The sequence below is a fragment of the Micromonospora sp. I033 genome, assembly GCF_053890995.1.
Genome location: NZ_JBSSLX010000098.1, coordinates 1 through 19,446 on the forward strand (window position 1 = coordinate 1; position 19,446 = coordinate 19,446).

General features: G+C 72.4%; 18 protein-coding genes. 15 read left to right on the plus strand and 3 right to left on the minus strand.

Annotated features, from left to right (window positions below):
* The first annotated feature begins 329 nt into the window (after window positions 1-329).
* The 7 genes from ACW0Q9_RS17545 (at window position 330) to ACW0Q9_RS17575 (ending at window position 9,080) form a co-directional block, all read left to right on the plus strand.
* Window positions 330-1,523: a PP2C family protein-serine/threonine phosphatase gene (locus tag ACW0Q9_RS17545; RefSeq protein ID WP_456182576.1), complete on the plus strand. Its 1,194-nt coding sequence runs from the start codon at window positions 330-332 to the stop codon at window positions 1,521-1,523.
* A 43-nt stretch (window positions 1,524-1,566) separates the two neighbouring features.
* The gene (locus ACW0Q9_RS17550; protein WP_456182578.1) at window positions 1,567-3,324 is read left to right on the plus strand and encodes a sensor histidine kinase; all 1,758 of its coding nucleotides are present in this window, start codon (window positions 1,567-1,569) and stop codon (window positions 3,322-3,324) included.
* Entirely contained in the window at window positions 3,321-3,773 is a 453-nt protein-coding gene (locus ACW0Q9_RS17555) for a response regulator (protein WP_091102297.1), read from the plus strand. Before ACW0Q9_RS17550 ends, ACW0Q9_RS17555 begins: the two co-directional genes overlap by 4 nt.
* A complete protein-coding gene (locus ACW0Q9_RS17560; protein ID WP_456182581.1) occupies window positions 3,766-4,575 on the plus strand; it encodes an inositol monophosphatase family protein in 810 nt (269 codons plus the stop codon). The genes ACW0Q9_RS17555 and ACW0Q9_RS17560 overlap by 8 nt, the downstream gene beginning before the upstream one ends.
* 267 nt (window positions 4,576-4,842) lie before the next feature.
* On the plus strand, window positions 4,843-5,808 hold the full coding sequence (locus tag ACW0Q9_RS17565) for a coiled-coil domain-containing protein (protein ID WP_456182609.1): 966 nt from the start codon (window positions 4,843-4,845) through the stop codon (window positions 5,806-5,808).
* 36 nt (window positions 5,809-5,844) lie between these two features.
* Complete coding sequence (locus ACW0Q9_RS17570) at window positions 5,845-7,398, plus strand: fused MFS/spermidine synthase (RefSeq protein WP_456182583.1); 1,554 nt, start codon at window positions 5,845-5,847, stop codon at window positions 7,396-7,398.
* A 71-nt stretch (window positions 7,399-7,469) separates the two neighbouring features.
* A complete protein-coding gene (locus ACW0Q9_RS17575; RefSeq protein WP_456182585.1) occupies window positions 7,470-9,080 on the plus strand; it encodes a protein kinase domain-containing protein in 1,611 nt (536 codons plus the stop codon).
* Window positions 9,081-9,130: 50 nt separating this feature from the next.
* On the opposite strand, the gene ACW0Q9_RS17580 is transcribed toward ACW0Q9_RS17575, so the two are convergent.
* Together ACW0Q9_RS17580 and ACW0Q9_RS17585 are read right to left on the minus strand one after the other, a co-directional pair.
* Complete coding sequence (locus ACW0Q9_RS17580; protein WP_456182587.1) at window positions 9,131-9,799, minus strand: potassium channel family protein; 669 nt, start codon at window positions 9,797-9,799, stop codon at window positions 9,131-9,133.
* Window positions 9,789-11,123, minus strand: coding sequence for a TrkH family potassium uptake protein (locus ACW0Q9_RS17585; protein ID WP_456182589.1), 1,335 nt, complete (start codon window positions 11,121-11,123; stop codon window positions 9,789-9,791). The genes ACW0Q9_RS17580 and ACW0Q9_RS17585 overlap by 11 nt, the downstream gene beginning before the upstream one ends.
* Before the next feature lie 106 nt (window positions 11,124-11,229).
* On the opposite strand from ACW0Q9_RS17585, the gene ACW0Q9_RS17590 reads away from it, so the two are divergent.
* Window positions 11,230-12,345, plus strand: coding sequence for a glycerophosphodiester phosphodiesterase (locus ACW0Q9_RS17590; RefSeq protein WP_456182591.1), 1,116 nt, complete (start codon window positions 11,230-11,232; stop codon window positions 12,343-12,345).
* 287 nt (window positions 12,346-12,632) lie between these two features.
* On the opposite strand, the gene ACW0Q9_RS17595 is transcribed toward ACW0Q9_RS17590, so the two are convergent.
* Window positions 12,633-12,863, minus strand: coding sequence for a GntR family transcriptional regulator (locus tag ACW0Q9_RS17595; RefSeq protein WP_456182593.1), 231 nt, complete (start codon window positions 12,861-12,863; stop codon window positions 12,633-12,635).
* A 187-nt stretch (window positions 12,864-13,050) separates the two neighbouring features.
* Between ACW0Q9_RS17595 and ACW0Q9_RS17600 the strand changes: the two genes are divergently transcribed.
* The 7 genes from ACW0Q9_RS17600 to ACW0Q9_RS17630 form a co-directional block, all read left to right on the plus strand.
* Window positions 13,051-13,305, plus strand: coding sequence for a hypothetical protein (locus tag ACW0Q9_RS17600; RefSeq protein ID WP_456182595.1), 255 nt, complete (start codon window positions 13,051-13,053; stop codon window positions 13,303-13,305).
* A 109-nt stretch (window positions 13,306-13,414) separates the two neighbouring features.
* Window positions 13,415-14,500, plus strand: a complete 1,086-nt coding sequence (locus tag ACW0Q9_RS17605) for a DUF7507 domain-containing protein (RefSeq protein ID WP_456182597.1) — start codon at window positions 13,415-13,417, stop codon at window positions 14,498-14,500.
* Window positions 14,501-14,770: 270 nt separating this feature from the next.
* Window positions 14,771-15,973, plus strand: a complete 1,203-nt coding sequence (locus ACW0Q9_RS17610) for a substrate-binding domain-containing protein (RefSeq protein WP_456182599.1) — start codon at window positions 14,771-14,773, stop codon at window positions 15,971-15,973.
* Between the two features lie 3 nt (window positions 15,974-15,976).
* Window positions 15,977-16,720: an ABC transporter ATP-binding protein gene (locus tag ACW0Q9_RS17615; RefSeq protein ID WP_456182601.1), complete on the plus strand. Its 744-nt coding sequence runs from the start codon at window positions 15,977-15,979 to the stop codon at window positions 16,718-16,720.
* Between the two features lie 55 nt (window positions 16,721-16,775).
* A complete protein-coding gene (locus tag ACW0Q9_RS17620) occupies window positions 16,776-17,501 on the plus strand; it encodes an ABC transporter ATP-binding protein (protein ID WP_456182603.1) in 726 nt (241 codons plus the stop codon).
* A complete protein-coding gene (locus ACW0Q9_RS17625) occupies window positions 17,498-18,388 on the plus strand; it encodes a branched-chain amino acid ABC transporter permease (RefSeq protein WP_456182605.1) in 891 nt (296 codons plus the stop codon). Before ACW0Q9_RS17620 ends, ACW0Q9_RS17625 begins: the two co-directional genes overlap by 4 nt.
* Window positions 18,385-19,446 (plus strand): branched-chain amino acid ABC transporter permease (locus ACW0Q9_RS17630; protein ID WP_456182607.1); only part of this gene is annotated, 1,062 nt, incomplete at its 3' end. The genes ACW0Q9_RS17625 and ACW0Q9_RS17630, both read left to right, overlap by 4 nt.

A 19,446-nucleotide genomic window follows, 5' to 3' on the forward strand; every position in this document is an offset into this window, starting at 1 on the left:
CGCGACCACGTCCGGGCGGCGCCCACGGTGACTCCTCGGGGTGCTTCGGGGTTGGGCCTCATCCTGCACCCCCGCGGCCTGCGGCGGCACTCCCGCCGGCCGGTGTGCGCCGGGCCGGACGCCGGTCGCGGCGTAACATCGGGCGTCGGCCGTGCCGCTCTCCGTTGGGTGGGTCTGCCCACCCCGACTCCGCTCGTGTTGTGTGCGACCGTTGTCTGATACAGGATCAGCGGGGCACTCGGAAGGAGCCCGACATCACCAGCGAACTCCCGCGTCTCGCGGCGGTGACCCGGCCGCACCGGGGGACCGGTCTGCCGGGCGCTCCCGTCGTGCCGCAGGCCGGGCTCGGGCAGTACGCCAGCGTGCCGCCCGGTGAGCGGCTGCGGGTCCTGCTGGTCGAGGACGACGAGGGCGACGCCTTCCTGGTCGGCGAGCTGCTCGCCGAGACCAACTCGATGATCGACCTGCTGGTCGCCACCAGCCTCAGCGAGGCCCGGCAGCGGGTGATGGGGGTCGACTGCGTCCTGCTCGACCTGGGCCTGCCCGACGCGCAGGGCCTGGACGGGCTGCGCCAGGTGCTGGAGATGGCCAGCGGGTCGGCGGTCTGCGTGCTCACCGGCCGCTCCGACGAGCACCTGGGCATCGTCGCGGTCGCCGAGGGCGCGCAGGACTACCTGGTCAAGGGACAGGTCGACGGGGTCCTGCTGACCCGGGCGCTGCGCTATGCGGTGGAGCGCAAGCGGGCCGACGTGAACGCCCGCCGGCTGCGCGAGGTGGAGCTGCGCCAGGCCGAGTCGGCGCGCCTGGAGCGCGGCCTGCTGCCCCAGCCGCTGATGACCACCGACCAGGTGTCGGTGCACACCTTCTACCGCCCCGGCCGGCACGCCGCGCTGATCGGCGGTGACTTCTACGACGTGGTGCAGACCCGGCCGGACCGGATCGACCTGATCGTCGGCGACGTCTGCGGCCACGGCGTGGACGAGGCCGCCCTCGGCGTCGAGCTGCGGGTCGCCTGGCGGGCCCTGGTCCTGGCCGGGGTGCCGGACGACGAGGTGCTGCCCGCGCTGGAGCAGGTGCTCATGAGCGAGCGCCGGCTCCAGGAGATCTTCGCCACGGTGGCCACCACCCGGCTCGACCTGGCGGCCAACCGGGCCACCGTGCGACTCGCCGGTCATCCGCCGCCGCTGCTGCTCAGCGCAGGTAAGGTCGCCCCGGTGCCGGCCCGGGGCGGTCTGCTGCTCGGCGTACGGCCACGCCGGCCCGTTGCCTTCGACCTGGAGTTCGACACCGATGACTGGTCCCTGCTGATGTACACCGACGGCCTCATCGAGGGTCGGGTGGGCACCGGTGACGACCGGCTGGACGTGCCCGGCCTGACCGACCTGCTCGCCGACCCGGCCAACCGTGCCGTGCCCCTGGCTGAGCTGCCCGCCTGGCTGGTCGGCCGGGCCGAGCAGCTCAACGGCGGCCCGCTCGCCGACGACGTGGCCATGCTCCTGCTCACCCGCGGCGGTGGCCGGTGAGCGCGCTGCTGCGAGCCCCGCGGTCGCGAACGGAGATTGCTCGGTGAAGGCGTACCAGCAGGGGTGGACCCTGCGGCGGCGGGTCGGCGCGCTGCTCGGCGTGGTGCTGGTGCTGCTGCTCGGGCTGGCCGCGGCCGAGGCGACCCTCGCCGCCAAGAACCGGCAGAACATCGACGCGGTGCTGCTCAAGACCGGCCCGTTGCGGGTCCAGGCGCAGGAGCTGATGAGCGCCCTGCTCGACCAGGAGACGGCCGTCCGGGGCTACGCGGTGAACGCCGACCGCAAGGACCTGGCGCCCTACCAGGAGGGTCTGCGGCGGGAGCAGGACACCGTCGCCCGGATGCGGAAGCTGGGTGTCGACTACCCGGACGTGCTGCGCGCGGTGGGTGTCGTCGAGCAGCGGGCGGCGCAGTGGCGGGTCGACGTCGCCGAGCCGGTGATCAGCACCACCGAGCGCGGCGGCCCGACCGCCGGCCAGGCGCTGATCACCGACCAGACCCGGCAGCAGTTCGACGGCATCCGGGCCGCGGTGGACACCCTCCAGGGCGAGATCCTGGAGGTCCGGCAGGAGACCGCCGACAAGGTCAACGCGACAAGCAACGTGCTGGTGGTGCTCCTGATCATCGCGGCCCTGGTGGTGGCGGTGGCCGGCGCGGTCCTGCTGCTCTCGCTGGACCGGATGCTGATCCGGCCGCTGGCCGGCCTGGTCGGCCAGGTGCGCGAGGTCGCCTCGGGTGACTACCGGCACCACATCGAGGGGTCCGGCCCGCCGGAGTTCCGCGTGCTCGCCGACGACATCGACCTCATGCGGCAGAAGATCGCCCGGGAGCTGGACGAGGTACGCGAGGCGCGGGAGCGCATCGAGTGGGTCAACAGCCAGCTCCAGAAGCAGGCCGAGGAGCTCACCCGGTCCAACCGTGACCTGGAGCAGTTCGCGTACGTCGCCTCGCACGACCTTCAGGAGCCGCTGCGCAAGGTGGCCAGCTTCTGCCAGCTCCTCCAGCGGCGCTACTCCGGTCAGCTCGACGAGCGGGCCGACCAGTACATCGCGTTCGCGGTGGACGGCGCGCAGCGGATGCAGCGGCTGATCAACGACCTGCTCGCGTTCTCCCGGATCGGCCGGCTCACCACCGGCTTCACCGAGGTCGACCTGAACAAGGTGATGGGCGACGTGGCCGGGCAGACCGAGGCGGCCCGGCAGTACGCCGACGCCGAGCTGACCTGGGACCGGCTGCCGGTAATCCGCGGCGAGGAGCCGCTGCTGACCAACCTGCTGGCCAACCTGGTCAGCAACTCGATCAAGTTCCGCCGGCCCGACGTGCCGCCGAGGGTGCACGTCTCCGCCCGGCTGGTCGACGACGAGTGGGAAATCAGCTGCCGGGACAACGGCATCGGGATCGAACCGGAGTTCGCCGACAAGATCTTCGTGATCTTCCAGCGGCTGCACGCCAAGGACGCCTACCCGGGCACCGGCATCGGGCTGGCCATCGTCAAGAAGATCGTCGAATACCACGGCGGCCGGGTCTGGGTGGACACCGACACCGTGGAGGGCACCACGATCCGGTTCACCCTCCCCGCCCTGCCCGAGGACGTCGAGGCGGCGCGGGCGGCGGTGCCGGCCGAGGTCGAGGAGTCGGCCGGGGACGAGGAGTCGACCGGGGACGCGACGGCGACCGGGGACGGCGCCGAGGGCGCCGCGGCGAGCGTGGCGCGGCAGCCGGACGGCGCGCCACGGGAAGACCCGCCCGACGGGGCGGTCCGAGACGGTACAACGGGTGGCATGAGGGAGACGGTGGGATGACCGCGCCGGCGGACGGCAAGAGCCCGATCGAGGTCCTGCTCGTCGAGGACGACCCGGGTGACGTGCTGATGACCCAGGAGGCGTTCGAGGAGCACAAGCTCCGCAACCGCCTCACGGTCGTCTCGGACGGCGCCGAGGCGCTGGCCTACCTGCGCCGCGAGGGCCAGTACGCGGACGCGGTCACCCCGGACCTGGTCCTGCTCGACCTCAACCTGCCCCGCCGGGACGGCCGGGAGGTGCTGGAGGAGATCAAGAAGGACGAGCAGCTCTGCCGGATCCCGGTCGTGGTGCTCACCACCTCCCAGGCCGACGAGGACATCCTGCGCAGCTACCAGCTGCACGCCAACGCCTACGTGACCAAGCCGGTGGACTTCGAGCGCTTCATCTCGGTGGTCCGCCAGATCGACGAGTTCTTCGTCAGCGTGGTCAAGCTGCCGCCGCGTGGCTGACCCGCTGCTGGACGAGGTCGGCGCGCTGCTGCGGGAGGCCGCGGCCGACGTCGTGGTGCCCCTGTTCCGCCGCCTCGACGACGCCGACATCTCCGAGAAGGCGCCCGGCGAGGTGGTCACGGTCGCGGACCGGAAGGCCGAGGCGCTGATCTCCGCCGGGCTGCGGCGGCTGCGCCCCGGCTCCGTGGTGGTCGGTGAGGAGGCGGTCGCCGAGGACCCGGCCCTGCTGCGGCACCTGCGCGGGGACGGTGACGTGTGGCTGGTCGACCCGGTGGACGGCACCTCCAACTTCGCCGCCGGCCGGCGCCCGTTCGCCCTGATGGTGGCGCTGCTGACCGACGGGGCACCGGTCGCCTCCTGGGTCTACGACCCGCTGGACGGCACGATGGCCACCTGCCGGGTGGGCGACGGCACCTGGTTGGACGGCACGCCGGTGCGCACCGCCGGGCGGGAGCCCGAGATCGGGGCGCTGCGCGGCACCGCGATGACCCGCTTCCTGCCGCCGGACTTCCGGCGCGGCGTGGAGGCGGGCGGGGAGCGGCTCGGCGAGCTGCTGCCGGGCCAGCACTGCGCCGGCCGGGAATACCTGGACGTGCTCACCGGCGCGCAGCAGTTCGTGCTGTTCTGGCGCACCCTGCCCTGGGACCATGCCCCCGGCACGCTGCTGGTCCGGGAGGCGGGCGGGGTGGCCCGCCGCTTCGACGGCACCGACTACCACCCGGCCGACGAGGGCCGGGGCCTGCTGGTCGCGGCCAGCGAGAAGGTCTGGGACGAGGTGCGGGCCGCCCTGCTGGGCGGGTGAGCGAGCGGTCCGCGACGGTCCCGGCACGGTGCGTCGACGATCCGCGTCGTCCGAGGTCGGGGGCATGGCGCGGAGCGCGCGGTCCGGTATCGTGACCGGCGGTCTCCGCCAGCAGGCCGCCGCTCGGCGCCGGTGGAGCCGCCGCCGCGCAAGGTCGACTCGGGGGGCCGGCGGTCGACGGAAGGACCTTACGTGCCCAGGACCAGGCTCACCCGCCGGCGGGTCCGCCGGTCGTTGCTCACCCTGCTCGCCGCGACGGCCCTGCTGCTGGGCGCCGGGCTCGCCCCCGCCGGTGCGGCCGCCGCCGCGCCCACCCCGAACGCCCCGAACGAGGGCGGCAGCAAGCAGCTCCGGGCGGCCCTGGAGGCGGCGGCGAAGGGCCACATCGAGGCCAAGAACCGGCTCGACAACTCCAAGCGCCGGCAGGTCGCGCTGGCCAACCAGCTCAAGCAGACCGAGGTACGCCTGGTCGAGCTGTCCGCGCAGGTGGGCGAGGTGGCCGCCCAGTCCTACCGGCTGGGGCGGCTGACCCCGGTGTCGATGCTGCTGGGCAGCTCCGACCCCGACGCGTTCCTCCAGCGGGCGGCCGAGCTGGACATGATGGCCCAGCGGGACAGCAGCCGCCTGCACGACCTCACCGAGGCGAAGACCCAGGCCGCCGAGGCCAAGGTGGCCATCGACACCGAGGTCCGGGAGCAGCAGAAGCAGCTCGCCGTGCTGGCCAAGAAGAAGCGGGACGCCGAGGTGGCGCTCGCCAAGGTCAGCTCCGGTGCCGGCTCCGGCTTCAGCGGCGGTTCGGCGTCGGCCAAGCCGGCGCCGCGCAACTCGGACGGCTCGTGGCCGTCGGAGTCCTGCTCGGTGAACGATCCGACCCCGGCCGACGGCTGCATCACCCCGCGCACCCTGCACATGCTCGAACAGGCCAAGGCGGCCGGCTACAAGCGCTACGCCTCCTGCTTCCGCAGCGGTGGGGGCGGCGAGCATCCGAAGGGCCGGGCCTGCGACTTTTCGGCCGCCGCCGGCGGCTTCGAGGACGTCACGGCCACCGGGGGCGACAAGGCGTACGGGGACAGCCTGGCCAGCTGGGCGAAGAACAACGCGAGCCGGCTGGGCATCATGTACGTCATCTGGTATCGGCAGATCTGGATGCCGAACACCGGCTGGCGGGCGTACAGCGGGGGTGGCAGTCCCGCCGCGGACCACACAAACCATGTTCACATCTCGATGTATTGACCCGTTCCGCCGGGAACGCTGCGTACCATCGCGACGGTGAGCAGCACATCGTCCGACGTCGTCGCGGAGCCGGCGCCGAGCGCGCCGGTCCCGCCCCGGGCCCTGCCGAACGGGCTCGCCGCGTTCCTGGTCTTCCTCTCCAGCGGTGCGGTGCTGGTGCTGGAGACGGTCTCGCTCCGCCTGGTCGGCCCGTACGTCGGGGTGACCCTCCAGGTGACCAGCTCGGTGATCGGCATGGCGCTGGCCGCCATCGCGTACGGGGCGTGGATGGGCGGGTGGCTGGCCGACCGGCGGGACCCGCGCACCCTGCTCGCCCCGGCCCTGGTGCTGGCCGGCATCGCCACCGCGGTCACCCTGCCGGTGGTCCGGTACGCCGGTGAGGCGCTGCGCGGCGGCGCGGTGAGCGCGGTGCTGCTGCTGACCGCGCTGGCGGTGCTGCTGCCGGCGGCGTTGCTGGCCGGGATCACCCCGCTGGTGGTGAAGCTCCAGCTCGCCGACCTGCGCCGGACGGGGCAGGTGGTCGGCCGGCTCTCCGGCATCGGCACGCTGGGCGGCATCACCGCCACCCTGGTCACCGGCTTCGTGCTGGTGGCGGCGCTGCCGAGCACGGTGATCGTGCTGGGGCTGGCGGGCGTGCTGGGGGTGACCGGGCTGGTGCTCGCGGCGTACCTGCGCCGGGGATCGGGGACGGCGCTGCCGGGTCCCACCCGGGCCAAGGCCGCCCTGGCGGTGCTCGGCCTGGCCGGGGCCGGCCTGTCCGCGGTCGCCCCGAACCCGTGCGACGTGGAGACCGCGTACCACTGCGCCCGGGTCGAGGTGGACGGGCAGTGGACCGAGGGCCGGACGCTCTACCTCAACTCCGCCGAGCACTCGTACGTGGACCTGGCCGACCCGGCGCGCCTGAAGTACGCGTACACCCAGTGGATCGGCCTGGTCGCGGACCTGGCCCGGCCGGCGAAGCAGCGGATGGACGCGCTGCACCTGGGTGGCGGCGGCTTCACCATGCCGAGCTATCTGGCCGCGACCCGGCCGGGCAGCGACAACCTGGTCTTCGAGATCGACGGCGGCCTGGTCGAGCTGGACCGGCGCGAGCTGGGTGTGCGCACCGGGCCGCAGCTGCGCGCCCGGGTGGGGGACGCGCGGGTGCTGCTGGGCGCCGAGCCCGCCGACAGCCGCGACTTCATCGTGGGCGACGCGTTCGGTCACCTGGTGGTGCCCTGGCACCTGGCCACCCGGGAGATGGCCGCCGACATCCGCCGGGTGCTCCGCCCGGACGGGATCTACGTGCAGAACGTCATCGACTACCCGCCGGGCCGGTTCATCCGGGCCGAGCTGGCCACCGTCGCGGCCGAGTTCCGCCACGTCGCGCTGATCGCCCCGCCCGGGGCGATCGCCGGGCAGCACGGTGCGAACTTCCTGATCGTGGCCTCGGACGCGCCGCTGCCGCTGGCCGGGATCCCGGCGCGGCTGCGGCTGCTCCCGGAGCCGGCGAAGCTGCTGGACGGTGCGGAGGTGGCCGCGTTCGTGGGGGACGCCATGGTGCTCACCGACGACTACGCGCCGGTGGACCAGCTGCTGGCGACCGCCTGAACGGGTGACTTCGCTGACCGATTTCGACCCACCAGGTGTACGGGGGCCAACCTCGGGCAACTGGACCGACCATGGGTGCAGCGGTCAGGAACGGCGCGCAACTGCTCGGTGAGCGGTACCGGCTGGTAGAGCAGCTCGGCGCGGGGGGCATGTCGGTCGTCTGGCGCGGCTACGACGAGGTGCTCGGCCGACAGGTGGCGATCAAGGTGCTCGCCTCTCGGCTGGCGAGTGACAAGGCGTTCCGGCACCGGATCCGGATCGAGGCGCAGGCCGCCGCGCGGCTCTGCCACCCCAACATCACCAACGTGTACGACTACGGCGAGTCCGTGCAGGTCGGGCTCACCGTGCCGTACGTGGTGATGGAGCTTGTCGACGGCGGGCCGCTGAGCAGCCGGCTCGGCCGGGGCGGGCAGCTGCCCTGGCGGGAGGCGGTGACGATCGGCGCCGAGGTGGCGTCCGCGCTGGCCGCCGCGCACGCCCGGGGCGTGGTGCACCGGGACGTGACCCCCGGCAACGTCATGCTCACCTCCACCGGGGTGAAGGTCGTCGACTTCGGCATCTCGGCGCTGGTGGGGGAGAGCGAGAAGGGGCCGGACGGGGCACTGCTCGGCACGCCCGCGTACCTGGCTCCGGAGCGGCTGGACAACGGCCAGGTCTCGCCGGCCACCGACGTCTACGCGGTCGGCCTGCTGCTCTACCGGATGCTCACCGGCCGGCTGCCGTGGCAGGCCAGCACCACCACCCAGATGCTCCGCGCCCACATGTACAACGAGCCGGATCCGATGCCACCGGTGGTGGGCCTCCCCGACGAGGTGGCCGAGCTGGTCCGGCGCTGCCTGGCCAAGCGCCCGGAGGACCGCCCGCCCACCGCCGAGGTGGCCCGTACGCTCGCCGAGGCGGCGGGGATCGCGGCGATCGTGCCGGTCTCCCCGGCGCTCGGCCAGTTCGACCCGGCGCTCATGGAGAACGCGGGCACCACGATCCTGCCCTGGTCCACGGCCACCGACGCGCTGCCCTTCTCGGCGGCCCGCACCCGCACCCGCCGGGCCGCGGCCCGCCGGCGCAAGGTGGAGGCCGGGGTGGCCGCCGCCGGTCTGATCGCGGTCACCGCGACCCTGTGGGGAGTGACCTCGAAGAGCCCGGCCAGCGGCGGGGTGGAGCCGACCGAGGCCCGGATGGGGCTGCCCGAGCCGACTCCGTGCGCCGTCGACTACGTGCTGCGCCGCGACTCGGGCAAGGACTTCACGGCGGACCTGACGCTCACCAACACCGGCACCCGTGAGCTGCGCGACTGGACCATGACCTTCACGTTCCCGGGCCGGCAGACGGTCAGCGCGGCCCAGCCGGCGGTCCGCCAGCAGGGGAAGACGGTGCTGCTCCAACCGCCGGCCGCCGACGCCGCGTTGGCACCGGGCGCCTCGAAGAAGGTCTCGTTGACCGGCAGCTACACCGGGGGCAACCCGCTGCCGGTCGAGTTCAAGGTCGGGGAAACCACGTGCGGCGTCCAGGTGTCCGGCGTCGCCGGCTCGGCGCCGACCACCGCACCGCCGACCACCAGGCCGCCCGCCAGGCCGCCCGCCAAGGCGCCGGCGAAGTCCGCAGTGAAGAGCGGCACGTCCGGCAAGGCCAAGCCCGACAACCACGGCAAGGGCAAGGAGGGCGGCAAGGGAAAAGGCAGGTAGACCGGCCGAAGGGGGGTGGGCACGGCGACAAGGGCAAGAAGAAGTGACGGTCAGCCCAGCGCGGCGAACTGCTGCACCCGGCCGATCGGTCCCTCCACGATGAGCACGCTGTCCGGCTGGAGGACGGTGTCCGGGCCGGCGTAGCGGAACGGCTCGCCGGACAGCTTCGCGCCGACCACCATCACCCCGTACCGCTCGGTCGGGGTCAGGTCGCGCAGCGACCGGCCGACCAGCGAGGCGGGCACCCGGACCTTGGCGATGGCGAAGTCGTCGCCGAACTCGATGAAGTCGAGCATCCGGCTGACGATCAGGTGTGCGACCCGTTCGCCGGTCTCCGCCTCGGGGAAGATGACGTGGTGCGCGCCCACCGAGTGCAGGATCTTGGCGTGCTTCTCCGAGGTGGCCCGCGCCCAGATCTGCGGGATGCCCAGCTCGGTCAGGGCCATCACGGTGAGCACGCTCGCCTCGACCGACGCGCCGATCGCCACCACCACCCGCTGGAAGTCCGCGACGCCCAGTTGGCGCAGCACGTTCTCCTCGGTGGTGTCCGCCTGCACCACCCGGTCCAGCCGGGACGCCCAGCGCTGCACCCGGTCCTGCTCGTGGTCGATGGCGAGCACGTCCTGGTCGAGTTGCAGCAGTGAGCCGGCGAGCCGGGCGCCGAACCGGCCCAGGCCGATCACGACGACGCTGCTGTCCTCCGTCCTCCTAGCCGACAATGGGTTGCTCCTCCGGGTAGCGGTACAGGTGTCGCCGGGTGTTCAACGCGATCGCGGACCCGAGGGTGAGCGGGCCGATCCGGCCGATGAACATCAGCACGATGAGCACGTACTGGCCGGGTTGCGACAGCTCCGGGGCGAGGCCGGTGGAGAGGCCCGTGGTGCTGAACGCGGAGGTCACCTCGAAGAGCGCGACGAAGTTGCGCAGGTTGTCGGTGAACAGGATCAGCAGGATCGTGCCGACGACGACCAGCGCCACGCTGAGCAGCGCCACCGTGATCGCCTGGCGCTGGCTGGCCGTGGCGACCCGCCGGCCACCCACGTTCACGTCCGGCTCGCCGCGCAGCTCGGCCCAGATCACGAAGGCGAGCAGGAAGAACGTGGACACCTTGATGCCGCCCGCGGTGCTGGCGCTGCCGCCGCCGATGAACATCAGCACGATGAGCAGCGGATAGCTCTCCTCGGCGAGCCGGTCGGTGTTGATCACGTCGAAGCCGCCGGTGCGGCTCAGCGCGATCTGGGTGAACGACGCCAGCACCTTGCCGCCCGCGTCGTAGGTGCCGATCGTGGCCGGGTTGGTCCACTCGGCGAGCAACAGGAACGCGAAGCCCAACCCGATAAGCGCGACGCTGCCCCAGATGGTCAGCTTGGTGGCGATCGCCCAGCGGCTCGGCTTGCGCCACTCCCGGACCGCCTCGAACAGCGCCGGGAACCCGAGGCCGCCGATGATGGCGCCGAAGCCCAGCGGCAGCGCGACCCACGGGTCGCGGGAGAAGGCGACCAGACCGTCCGAGTAGAGGGTGAAGCCGCCGTTGTTGAACGCCTGGATCGCGTGGAAGCCGGCGGTCCAGAACGCGCGCCCCGGCTCGTAGTCGTAGACCAGCCAGAGCCGGCCGGCGATCACCGCGGTCATCACCGCCTCCGTGGCGAAGACCGTCGCGACGATCCGCACCAGCAGCCAGCGGACGTCGCCGAGGCCGAACTCGGCGGTCTCGGCCTGCACCAGCAGCCGGTTGCGCAGGCCCAGCTGGCGGGAGACCACCAGGATGACCAGCGCCGCGACGGTCAGGATGCCCAGGCCGCCGAGCTGGGTCAGCACGGTGATCATGATCAGGCCGAAGTCGTTCCAGTAGTTCGGCGTGTCGTTGATCGCGAGGCCGGTGACCGAGACCGCCGAGGTCGAGGTGAACAGCGCCGTCACGAAGGGGGTGTAGCGGCTCTCGCTGGTGGCCCAGGGCAGCATCAGCAGGCCGGTGCCGAGCAGGATCACCGCCAGGAACCCGAACGGCACCAGCCGTACGGGGTTCCGGAGCAGGCGGCGCACCAGGTCATCTTCCGTCCGGAGATTCACCGGCAGGTCAGGAACCGACCAACTGCCGGTCAACCGGGCCCGGTCTGCTGTGCGTACCCCTCTACGACAGGAGACGGCGTTGCGACGTACCCTTTCCGCCCTCGGCGTGGCCGGCGCGCTGCTCGCGGCGGCCGTGGTGGCCCCGGCGGTGGCCGCCCAGGCCGACCCGGAGCCCCGCGCCGAGCGGTCCCGCGCGGTCCAGCGGCCCATCGTGATCGGCCACCGCGGCGCCAGCGGCTACCGTCCGGAGCACACCCTGGAGGCCTACCGGCTGGCCATCCGGCAGGGCGCCGACTTCATCGAGCCGGACCTGGTCTCGACGAAGGACGGCGTGCTGGTCGCCCGGCACGAGAACGAGATCTCCGGTACGACCGACGTGGCAGCCCACCCCGAGTTCGCCGCCCGGAAGGCGACGAAGACCATCGACGGGGTCAAGGTCACCGGCTGGTTCACCGAGGACTTCACCCTGGCCGAGCTGAGGACGCTGCGCGCCAAGGAGCGGCTGCCCCAGGTGCGGGTGGCCAACACCGCCTTCGACGGGAAGTTCCCGGTGCCGACCTTCCAGGAGGTCATCGACCTGGCCCGCACCGAGTCGAAGGCGCGGGGCCGGACCATCGGGGTCTACCCGGAGACCAAGCACCCCAGCTACTTCGCCTCGATCGGCCTGCCGCTGGAGGAGCCGCTCGTCGCCGCGCTCCGGGCCAACAAGCTGACCCACCGCGACGACCCGGTCTTCGTCCAGAGCTTCGAGACGGCCAACCTGCGCAAGCTCGACCGGATGATCGACGTGCGGCTGGTGCAGCTCATGGACGCCGCCGGCGCCCCCTACGACCTCACCGCCGCCGGCGACCCGCGCGGCTACGCCGACCTGGCCACCGCCGCCGGTCTGGCCTGGGTGGCGACGTACGCCGACGGCGTCGGCCTCAACAAGAACCTGATCGTGCCCCGGGACGCCACCGGCAAGCTGCTCGCGCCGACGTCGGTGATCCGGGACGCGCACCGGGTGAAGCTGCTGGTGCACGCCTGGACCTTCCGCGCCGAGAACCAGTTCCTGCCGGTCGACTTCCGGATCGGCGCCGACCCGAACGCCCGCGGCGACATCACGTCCGAGTACGAGCTCTTCTACGGCCTGGGCCTGGACGGCGCGTTCAGCGACCACCCGGACACGGCCGTGGCGGCGCGCGCGGGACTCTGACCGGCGTCCGCGCCGGGGCGGCTCGGGGCCCCGGCGCGGCGCCTCCCCGATCTGGGGTGACCGGCCGTGGCCGGTCACCCCACGCGCCTTTCCCGGGGTACGCGGGACACGGCCTGGTCGGCGAGCTGGCGTGCGCTCGTCGGCCGCTACGAACGTGATGACGTGGATGGGTCGGGCGGGACCCGGCGGTGTCCTCGCGAGTGCCTTTCGAGCTGATGTCGGGAACGACTCAGGGCACGCGGCGGGCGTGAGTCGTTTACGACATCAGGTCTGTAGCGGCTCGTGAGTTACCGCCCGGGGCGCTCGGCGACATAGGTGCCGCGGCCCTGCTGTCCGACGATCAGGTTACGGTCGTGCAGGATCACCAGCGCACGGTAGGCCGTGTTGTTGCTGACCCCGTACATGTCGGCCAGCTGGCTGGTGGACGGGAGCTTGTCACCCGGCTTCAGTTCGCCGGGGCTGATCTTTCCCGCGATGTCGTCGACAATGCGCCGGAAAGAGGGCTGTGCTGTGGGCATGGTGGGACTCCGGTTGGTTCGGCGTCTCCGATCATGCCGGACTTACACCAGCATCTGCAATAAGTTGCCCCGCCGATACGGAGAGCTAGACTCACGCCACTTAGTGGCGTAAGTTGCTCGGTGTCCGGCTCCGGTTGGTTCGGCAAACCGCGGGGCCGGACCCAACAGGTTCCGGTGGGAGGGTGTCGTGGACAAGGAGCGCTTCGTCGTGCACCTGCCGGTGCTCGCGACGGACCTCGACCGGGCGCGGCGCTTCGCCCGGGTCATCTGCCGGTCGCTCGGCTTCCTCGCCGATGTCGACCGGCTGGGCACGACCGTGTCGGCGGAGGACGCGCAGTGCGTACGCCACTGGGTGTGGTGCGACCGGTTGCTCGACCGCGGCCGACGCTGCCCGCTCCCGGCGGACCACGACGGCGAGTGCGCCGCCGCCCGCGGGCGATGAGAATCGGAGGGGCGTCCACCGACCGAGGGAATCGCGTCCTCTATGCGTAACATGTCCTATTAGTGGTCGTTTCGACCCGTGTCAAGGAACCACGACACGGGGGATGTAGATGAGAAGGACCTCTGCGCCGAGCCGGCGAGCGAGCATCGGAGTGCGCCTGGGCGCGTTCGGGTTGCTGACCGGCGCCCTGCTGCTGGGTGGCACGCCGGCGCTGGCCGCCCAGACGATCAGCATCGATCCGGACGACGTGCCGACGACGGCGGCGGACGCTCCCCAGTACTGCTATCCGGGCGGCGGGCCCTTCCCGGACGAGGAAACCTGGGTGTTCGACCTGTCCGGCGAGCCGGAGACCAGCGGCGTCTTCCAGTCGCTGTCGACCACGTTCAGCACGCCCGGCGGCACCGTCACGCGGCCCATCCCCGGTTCGCCGAACAGCGAGATCGTCGACTTCGAGGGCGTGAGCCGGGCCTTCATCCGGCTGCCGGCCGACTGGACGCTCACCGGCGCCACCGCGCGGATCTCCGGGACGGCCGAGGACTTCGTGCTCGCCCACACCTGCGCCGCTTCCGACTCGGACCCGGGCGACCCGGGCGACCCGGGCGACCCCGGCGACCCGGGCGACCCGGGGGACCCCGACGATCCGGGATACCCGAGAGACCCGCAGGTCAGTCTGTCGATCGACAAGAAGGCCCGGGTCGAGTCCGACTGCCGTGAGCGGTGCGCGAACGACGGCTTCGCGGCCGAGGGCGACAAGATCTTCTACACCTACCGGGTCGCCAACACCGGGACCGTGAAGATCACCGACGTCTCGGTCGACGACCCGACCGCCGGGTACGTGGCCTGCAACAGCACCACGCTCGCGCCGGGCACCAGCACGGACTGCCACGCCGTCCGTCCCTACGAGGTGGACTGGCGCGACGTCAAGAACGGCAAGGTGGAGAACACCGCCAGGGCCACCGGCCGGTACGGCTACCGGACCGTCGTCTCCGACCCGGTCACCGTGACGGTCTGCATCCGGGACGGCAGGTACGACCACCGCAAGGACGACAAGCACGACAAGGACGGCAAGCCCGAGCTGCCCGTCACCGGCGACAGCGTGGCCCAGACGTCCTACCTGGGTGGCGGCCTGCTGGCGGCCGGCGGCCTCCTGATCGGGCTCAGCCGGCTGCGCCGCAAGGCACGCCTCCAACTCTGACCCGTACCCGAATCGCGGCGGCCCGGCGGAACACTCCGCCGGGCCGCCGCGCGTCCCGGATCGATGGCGGGACGCGACACAGCGGCGTCCCGCCCGGTGGTGCCGGCGGCCACCGGGTGCCGGGCGGCGAACCACCGGTCCCGGGTGGTTGTAACGTCGGGCCACCCCACCCTGGTTACTTGTGTGTTTCGGCCACATAGCCCGTGCGTGACGTCACTTCTAGCGTGAGCCGACAACTGACACTTCCCCCTGTCCCCACCTGGAGTCGCAATGACGATCCGGCACACGCGACGGGTGTTCCTTTCCGCCGCCACGGTGATGGCGGCCGCGCTCGCGGCCACGGCCTGTGGCAGCCCGCAGGACACCGCCTCCGGCGGCGGCGACGCCGCACCGGTCAAGGTCGGCCTCGTGTATTCCCAGTCCGGGCCGCTGGCCAGCTACGGCAAGCAGTACATCGAGGGCTTCAAGGCCGGCCTCGACTTCGCCACGAAGGGCACCGGCAAGGTCGGCGACCGGAAGATCGAGCTGACCGAGGCCGACGACGCGGGCGACCCGGCGAAGGCGGTCTCCGCGGCCAAGGACCTGATCGGCAAGGGCACGAAGATCATCGCCGGGTCGACCTCGTCCGGCGTGGCCCTCCAGGTCGCCCCGATCGCGGCGCAGAACAAGGTGCTCTTCATCTCCGGCCCGGCCGCCACCGACGCGGTGACCGGCGCGAACAAGTACACCTTCCGCTCCGGGCGGCAGTCGTACCAGGACGTGGTGACCGCCAAGTCGTTCATCGGCGACGCCGCCGGCAAGAAGGTGGTCGTGTTCGCCCAGGACGGCGCCTTCGGTGACGCGAACGAGGCCGCCGTCAAGGCCGTGATCGGCGGCGCCGGCGCGTCCGTGAGCAGCGTCCGGGCCCCGGCCAGCGCGACCGAGTTCACCCCGTTCGCCAGCCAGATCAAGGCCGCCAAGCCGGACCTGCTCTTCGTCGCCTGGGCCGGCACCACCGCCCCGGCCATGTGGCAGACCCTCGACCAGCAGGGTGTGCTCTCCTCCACCACGGTCGTCACCGGCCTGGACATCCGCGCCTCCTGGCCCACCTTCGGGGCGGCCGGCAGCAAGATCTCCTTCCTGTCGCACTACTTCGACGGGGCCAGCGACACCGAGGCCGCCAAGGCCGCCAAGGCCAAGATCCCGGGCGGCACGCTCGACCTGTTCCACCCGGACGGCTTCGCCGCCGCCCAGATGGTCGTCCGCGCCGTGCAGGAGGGTGGCGACGACGTGGACAAGATGATCAAGGCGCTGGAGGGCTGGCAGTTCGACGGCGTCAAGGGCAAGATGACCATCCGCGCCGAGGACCACGCGCTGCTCCAGCCGATGTACCAGGCGAAGCTCTCCGGCAGCGGCACCGCCTTCACGGCCGCCGCGCAGAAGACCCTGACCGGTGACGAGAGCGCGCCGCCGGTCGCGCAGATGAAGGGCTGACCAGTGCTCGCCACCCGCGGTCTGACCTGGCGGATCGGTGAGGTCGCCATCGTCGACTCCGTCTATCTCGATCTCGCGCCCGGGGAGTTCCTCGGCGTGATCGGGCCGAACGGCGCCGGCAAGACCTCCCTGTTCAACCTGATCACCGGCCTGCGCCGGCCCACCGAGGGGCGGATCCTGCTGGACGGGGAGGACGTCACCGAACTCCCTCCGCACCGGCGGGCCCGCCTCGGGCTGGGCCGCACCTTCCAGGCGTCCTCGGTCTTCGGCTCGCTGACGGTGCGGGAGAACGTCCGGCTCGCCGTACAGGCGCACCGGGGTGGCTCGATGAAGCTGTGGCGGCGGGCGGCGGCCGACCGGGAGGTGGCCGCCGCCGCCGACGCGGCGCTCGACCGGGTCGGCCTCGCCCACCGGGGTACGGCCCTCGCGGGCACCCTGGCCCACGGCGAGAAGCGCAAGCTGGAGATCGCCCTGCTGCTCGCCGGGGAGCCCCGGGTGATGCTGCTGGACGAGCCGATGGCCGGGGTGAGCGCCGAGGACGTGCCCGAACTGGTCAGCGTGATCAAGTCGCTGACCGGGGACAGCGGCCGGTCGGTGCTCATGGTCGAGCACCACATGGACGTGATCCTGGAGCTGGCCGACCGGATCGCCGTGATGCACCACGGCGCGCTGCTGGCCTGCGACACCCCGGACACGGTGATGGCCAACGCCACTGTGCAGGAGGCGTACCTGGGGGAGTCGCTGTGAGCGCGAGGAGTGAGCCGGGTCTGCGAGCCCCGCAGTCGCGAACGGAGGCGGCACAGTGACGGAACCGGTCCTGAGCGTCGAGAACCTGTCCGTGCGGATCGCCGGGCTGCACATCCTCCAGGGGGTGTCCTTCGAGGTCGCGCCGACCGGGGTGACCGTGCTGCTCGGCCGCAACGGCGTCGGCAAGACGACCACGCTGCGCGCCGTCGTGGGGCTGACCCCGCGCAACGGCGAGGTCCGGGGCACCGTCCGGATGGGCGCGCAGAGCCTGCTGGCCCGCCCCACCCACCGGCTGGTCCGCGGCGGCCTCGGCTACGTGCCGGAGGACCGCTGCGTCTTCGCCGGGCTCACCGTCACCGAGAACCTGCGGCTGGCCGAGCGGCGGGGCACCACCCCGGCGTACGACAAGGTCTACGCCCTCTTTCCCGAGTTGGACCGGCGCGGGCGGCAACGGGCCGGTTCGCTCTCCGGCGGGCAGCAGCAGATGCTCGCGATCGGCCGGGTGCTGCTCAACGACAACCGGCTGCTGCTGGTCGACGAGCCGACCAAGGGGTTGGCGCCGAAGGTGGTGACCGAGGTGGCCGAGGTGCTGGAACGGGTCGCGGAATCCGTGCCGGTGCTGCTGGTCGAGCAGAACCTGGCCGTGGTGCGGCGGCTGGCGCGCGACGCCGTGGTGCTCTCCGCCGGCCGGGTCGCCTGGACCGGCAGGGCGCAGGACCTGCTGCTGGAGACGGCGCTGACCAAGTCGCTGCTCGGCGTGGGCGCGGAGGTCAAGGCATGAGCGCGGTGATCCTGTTGACCCTGACCGGGCTGGGCCTGGCGGCGCTCTACTTCCTGGTCGCCTCCGGCCTCTCCCTGGTCTTCGGCCTGGCCGACGTGCTCAACTTCGCGCACGGCCTGTTCCTCGGCGTCGGGGCGTACGCGACCTGGTGGGCGGCGGGCAACCTGCCCGGGGCGGGGTCGGACGGCCTCGGCTTCGTGGTGGCGGTCGCCTTCGGCGTGCTCGCCGGTGCCGGGGTGGCGGTGCTGGTCGAGCTGGTGCTGATCCGGCCGCTCTACTCCCGCACCATCGAGCAGGTGCTGGTCACCGTCGGCCTGTCGCTGGCCGGGGTGGCGCTGCTCCAGGCCACCTGGGGCGCCGACGCGCGGCCGTTCCCGCGCCCCGCCTGGACCCGGGACGTGACCTCGGTGCTCGGCGCCCAGGTGCCGAACGCCGGGCTCCTGCTGATCGTCGCCGCCGCGGTGGTGCTCGGCGCGCTGCTCGCCTTCCTCCGGTTCACCCGGTACGGCCTGATCATCCGGGCCGGCGTGGAGAACCGGGAGATGGTGACCGCGCTCGGCATCGACGTGCGCAAGGCGTTCACCCTGGTCTTCGCGATCGGCGGGGCGGCCGCCGCGCTGGCCGGCGCGCTCGGCTCGGTCTACTTCGGCACCGTCTCGCCCGGGCAGGGCGGCTCGCTGCTGATCTTCGCGTTCATCGTGGTGGTGATCGGCGGCATGGGCTCGGTGGTCGGGTCCGCGTACGCGGCGGTCGCGGTGGGGCTGCTGCAACAGTTCGTCAACTACTACGGCACGTCCGGGCTGGGTGACCTCTGCGTGGTCGGCCTGCTCGCCGTGGTGCTGCTGCTGCGCCCGCAGGGCCTGGCCGGAAAGGTGGCTCACGCATGACCGAGGTCAAGAGTCCCGAGGTGCCGGCGCCGCCCGCGGCAGTGCCCGACGAGCTGACCCCCGGCCACGCCCGCTGGCACGGCCTGCGCCCGTACCTGCCGCTGGTCGCCCTGGTGGTGGCGGCGATCCTGCCCTACTCCACGGTCAACCTGCCGGGCATCTTCGAGGGGCCGCTGAACTCGCCGGGCACCCTGCAACTGCTCGCCATCTGCCTGGTCTTCGGCGGCCTGGCGGCCGGCTACGACCTGCTCTTCGGGCGGACCGGCATGCTCTCCTTCGGGCACGCCCTCTACTTCGCCGCCGGTGTCTACGGCACCGACGTGCTGGTCACCCGCGCCGGGCTGCCGCTCTGGCAGGCCGCGCTGCTGACCGTCACCGGTGGGACGATCCTCGCCGCGCTGCTCGGCGCGGTCGCGCTGCGCACCGTCGGCATCGCGTTCGCCATGGTGACGCTCGCCTTCGCCCAGGTCGGGGCGATCCTGGTGGCCCGGGACTTCGGCGGGCTCACCGGTGGCGAGGAGGGGCTGCCGCTGGACGTCTCGGGGCTGCCGGCCGCCCTGGTCGGGGTCACCAACACGGTGAACCTCTACTGGCTGGCGCTGGCGTACCTGGCCCTGGTGGTCCTCGTGGTGCACCGGGTCAGCGGCTCCCCGACCGGGCGGGTGCTCGCCGGGCTGCGCGACGACGAGCGGCGGATCGGGGTGCTCGGGCTGGACCCGTACCGGTTCAAGCTGGTCGCGTTCACCCTGTCCGGTGGCCTGGCCGCGGCCGGTGGGGTGGTCTACTGCCTGATCGTCGGCGGCGCCAGCCCGCACGTCACGTCGAGCGAGCTGACCCTGTCGCTGCTGGTCATGGTGGTGCTCGGCGGCCCCGGCACCCGCTGGGGCCCGGTGCTCGGCGGCATCCTCTACATGTACCTGGACCACCGCCTGACCGCCTTCGGCACGTCCGACGCGGTGAACAGCCTCCCGGCGTTCCTCAGCCACCCGCTGAGCCAGCCCCTGTTCGTCCTGGGCACGGTGTTCATCAGGTCGACGACCTCCTCCGGCGACCGGCAC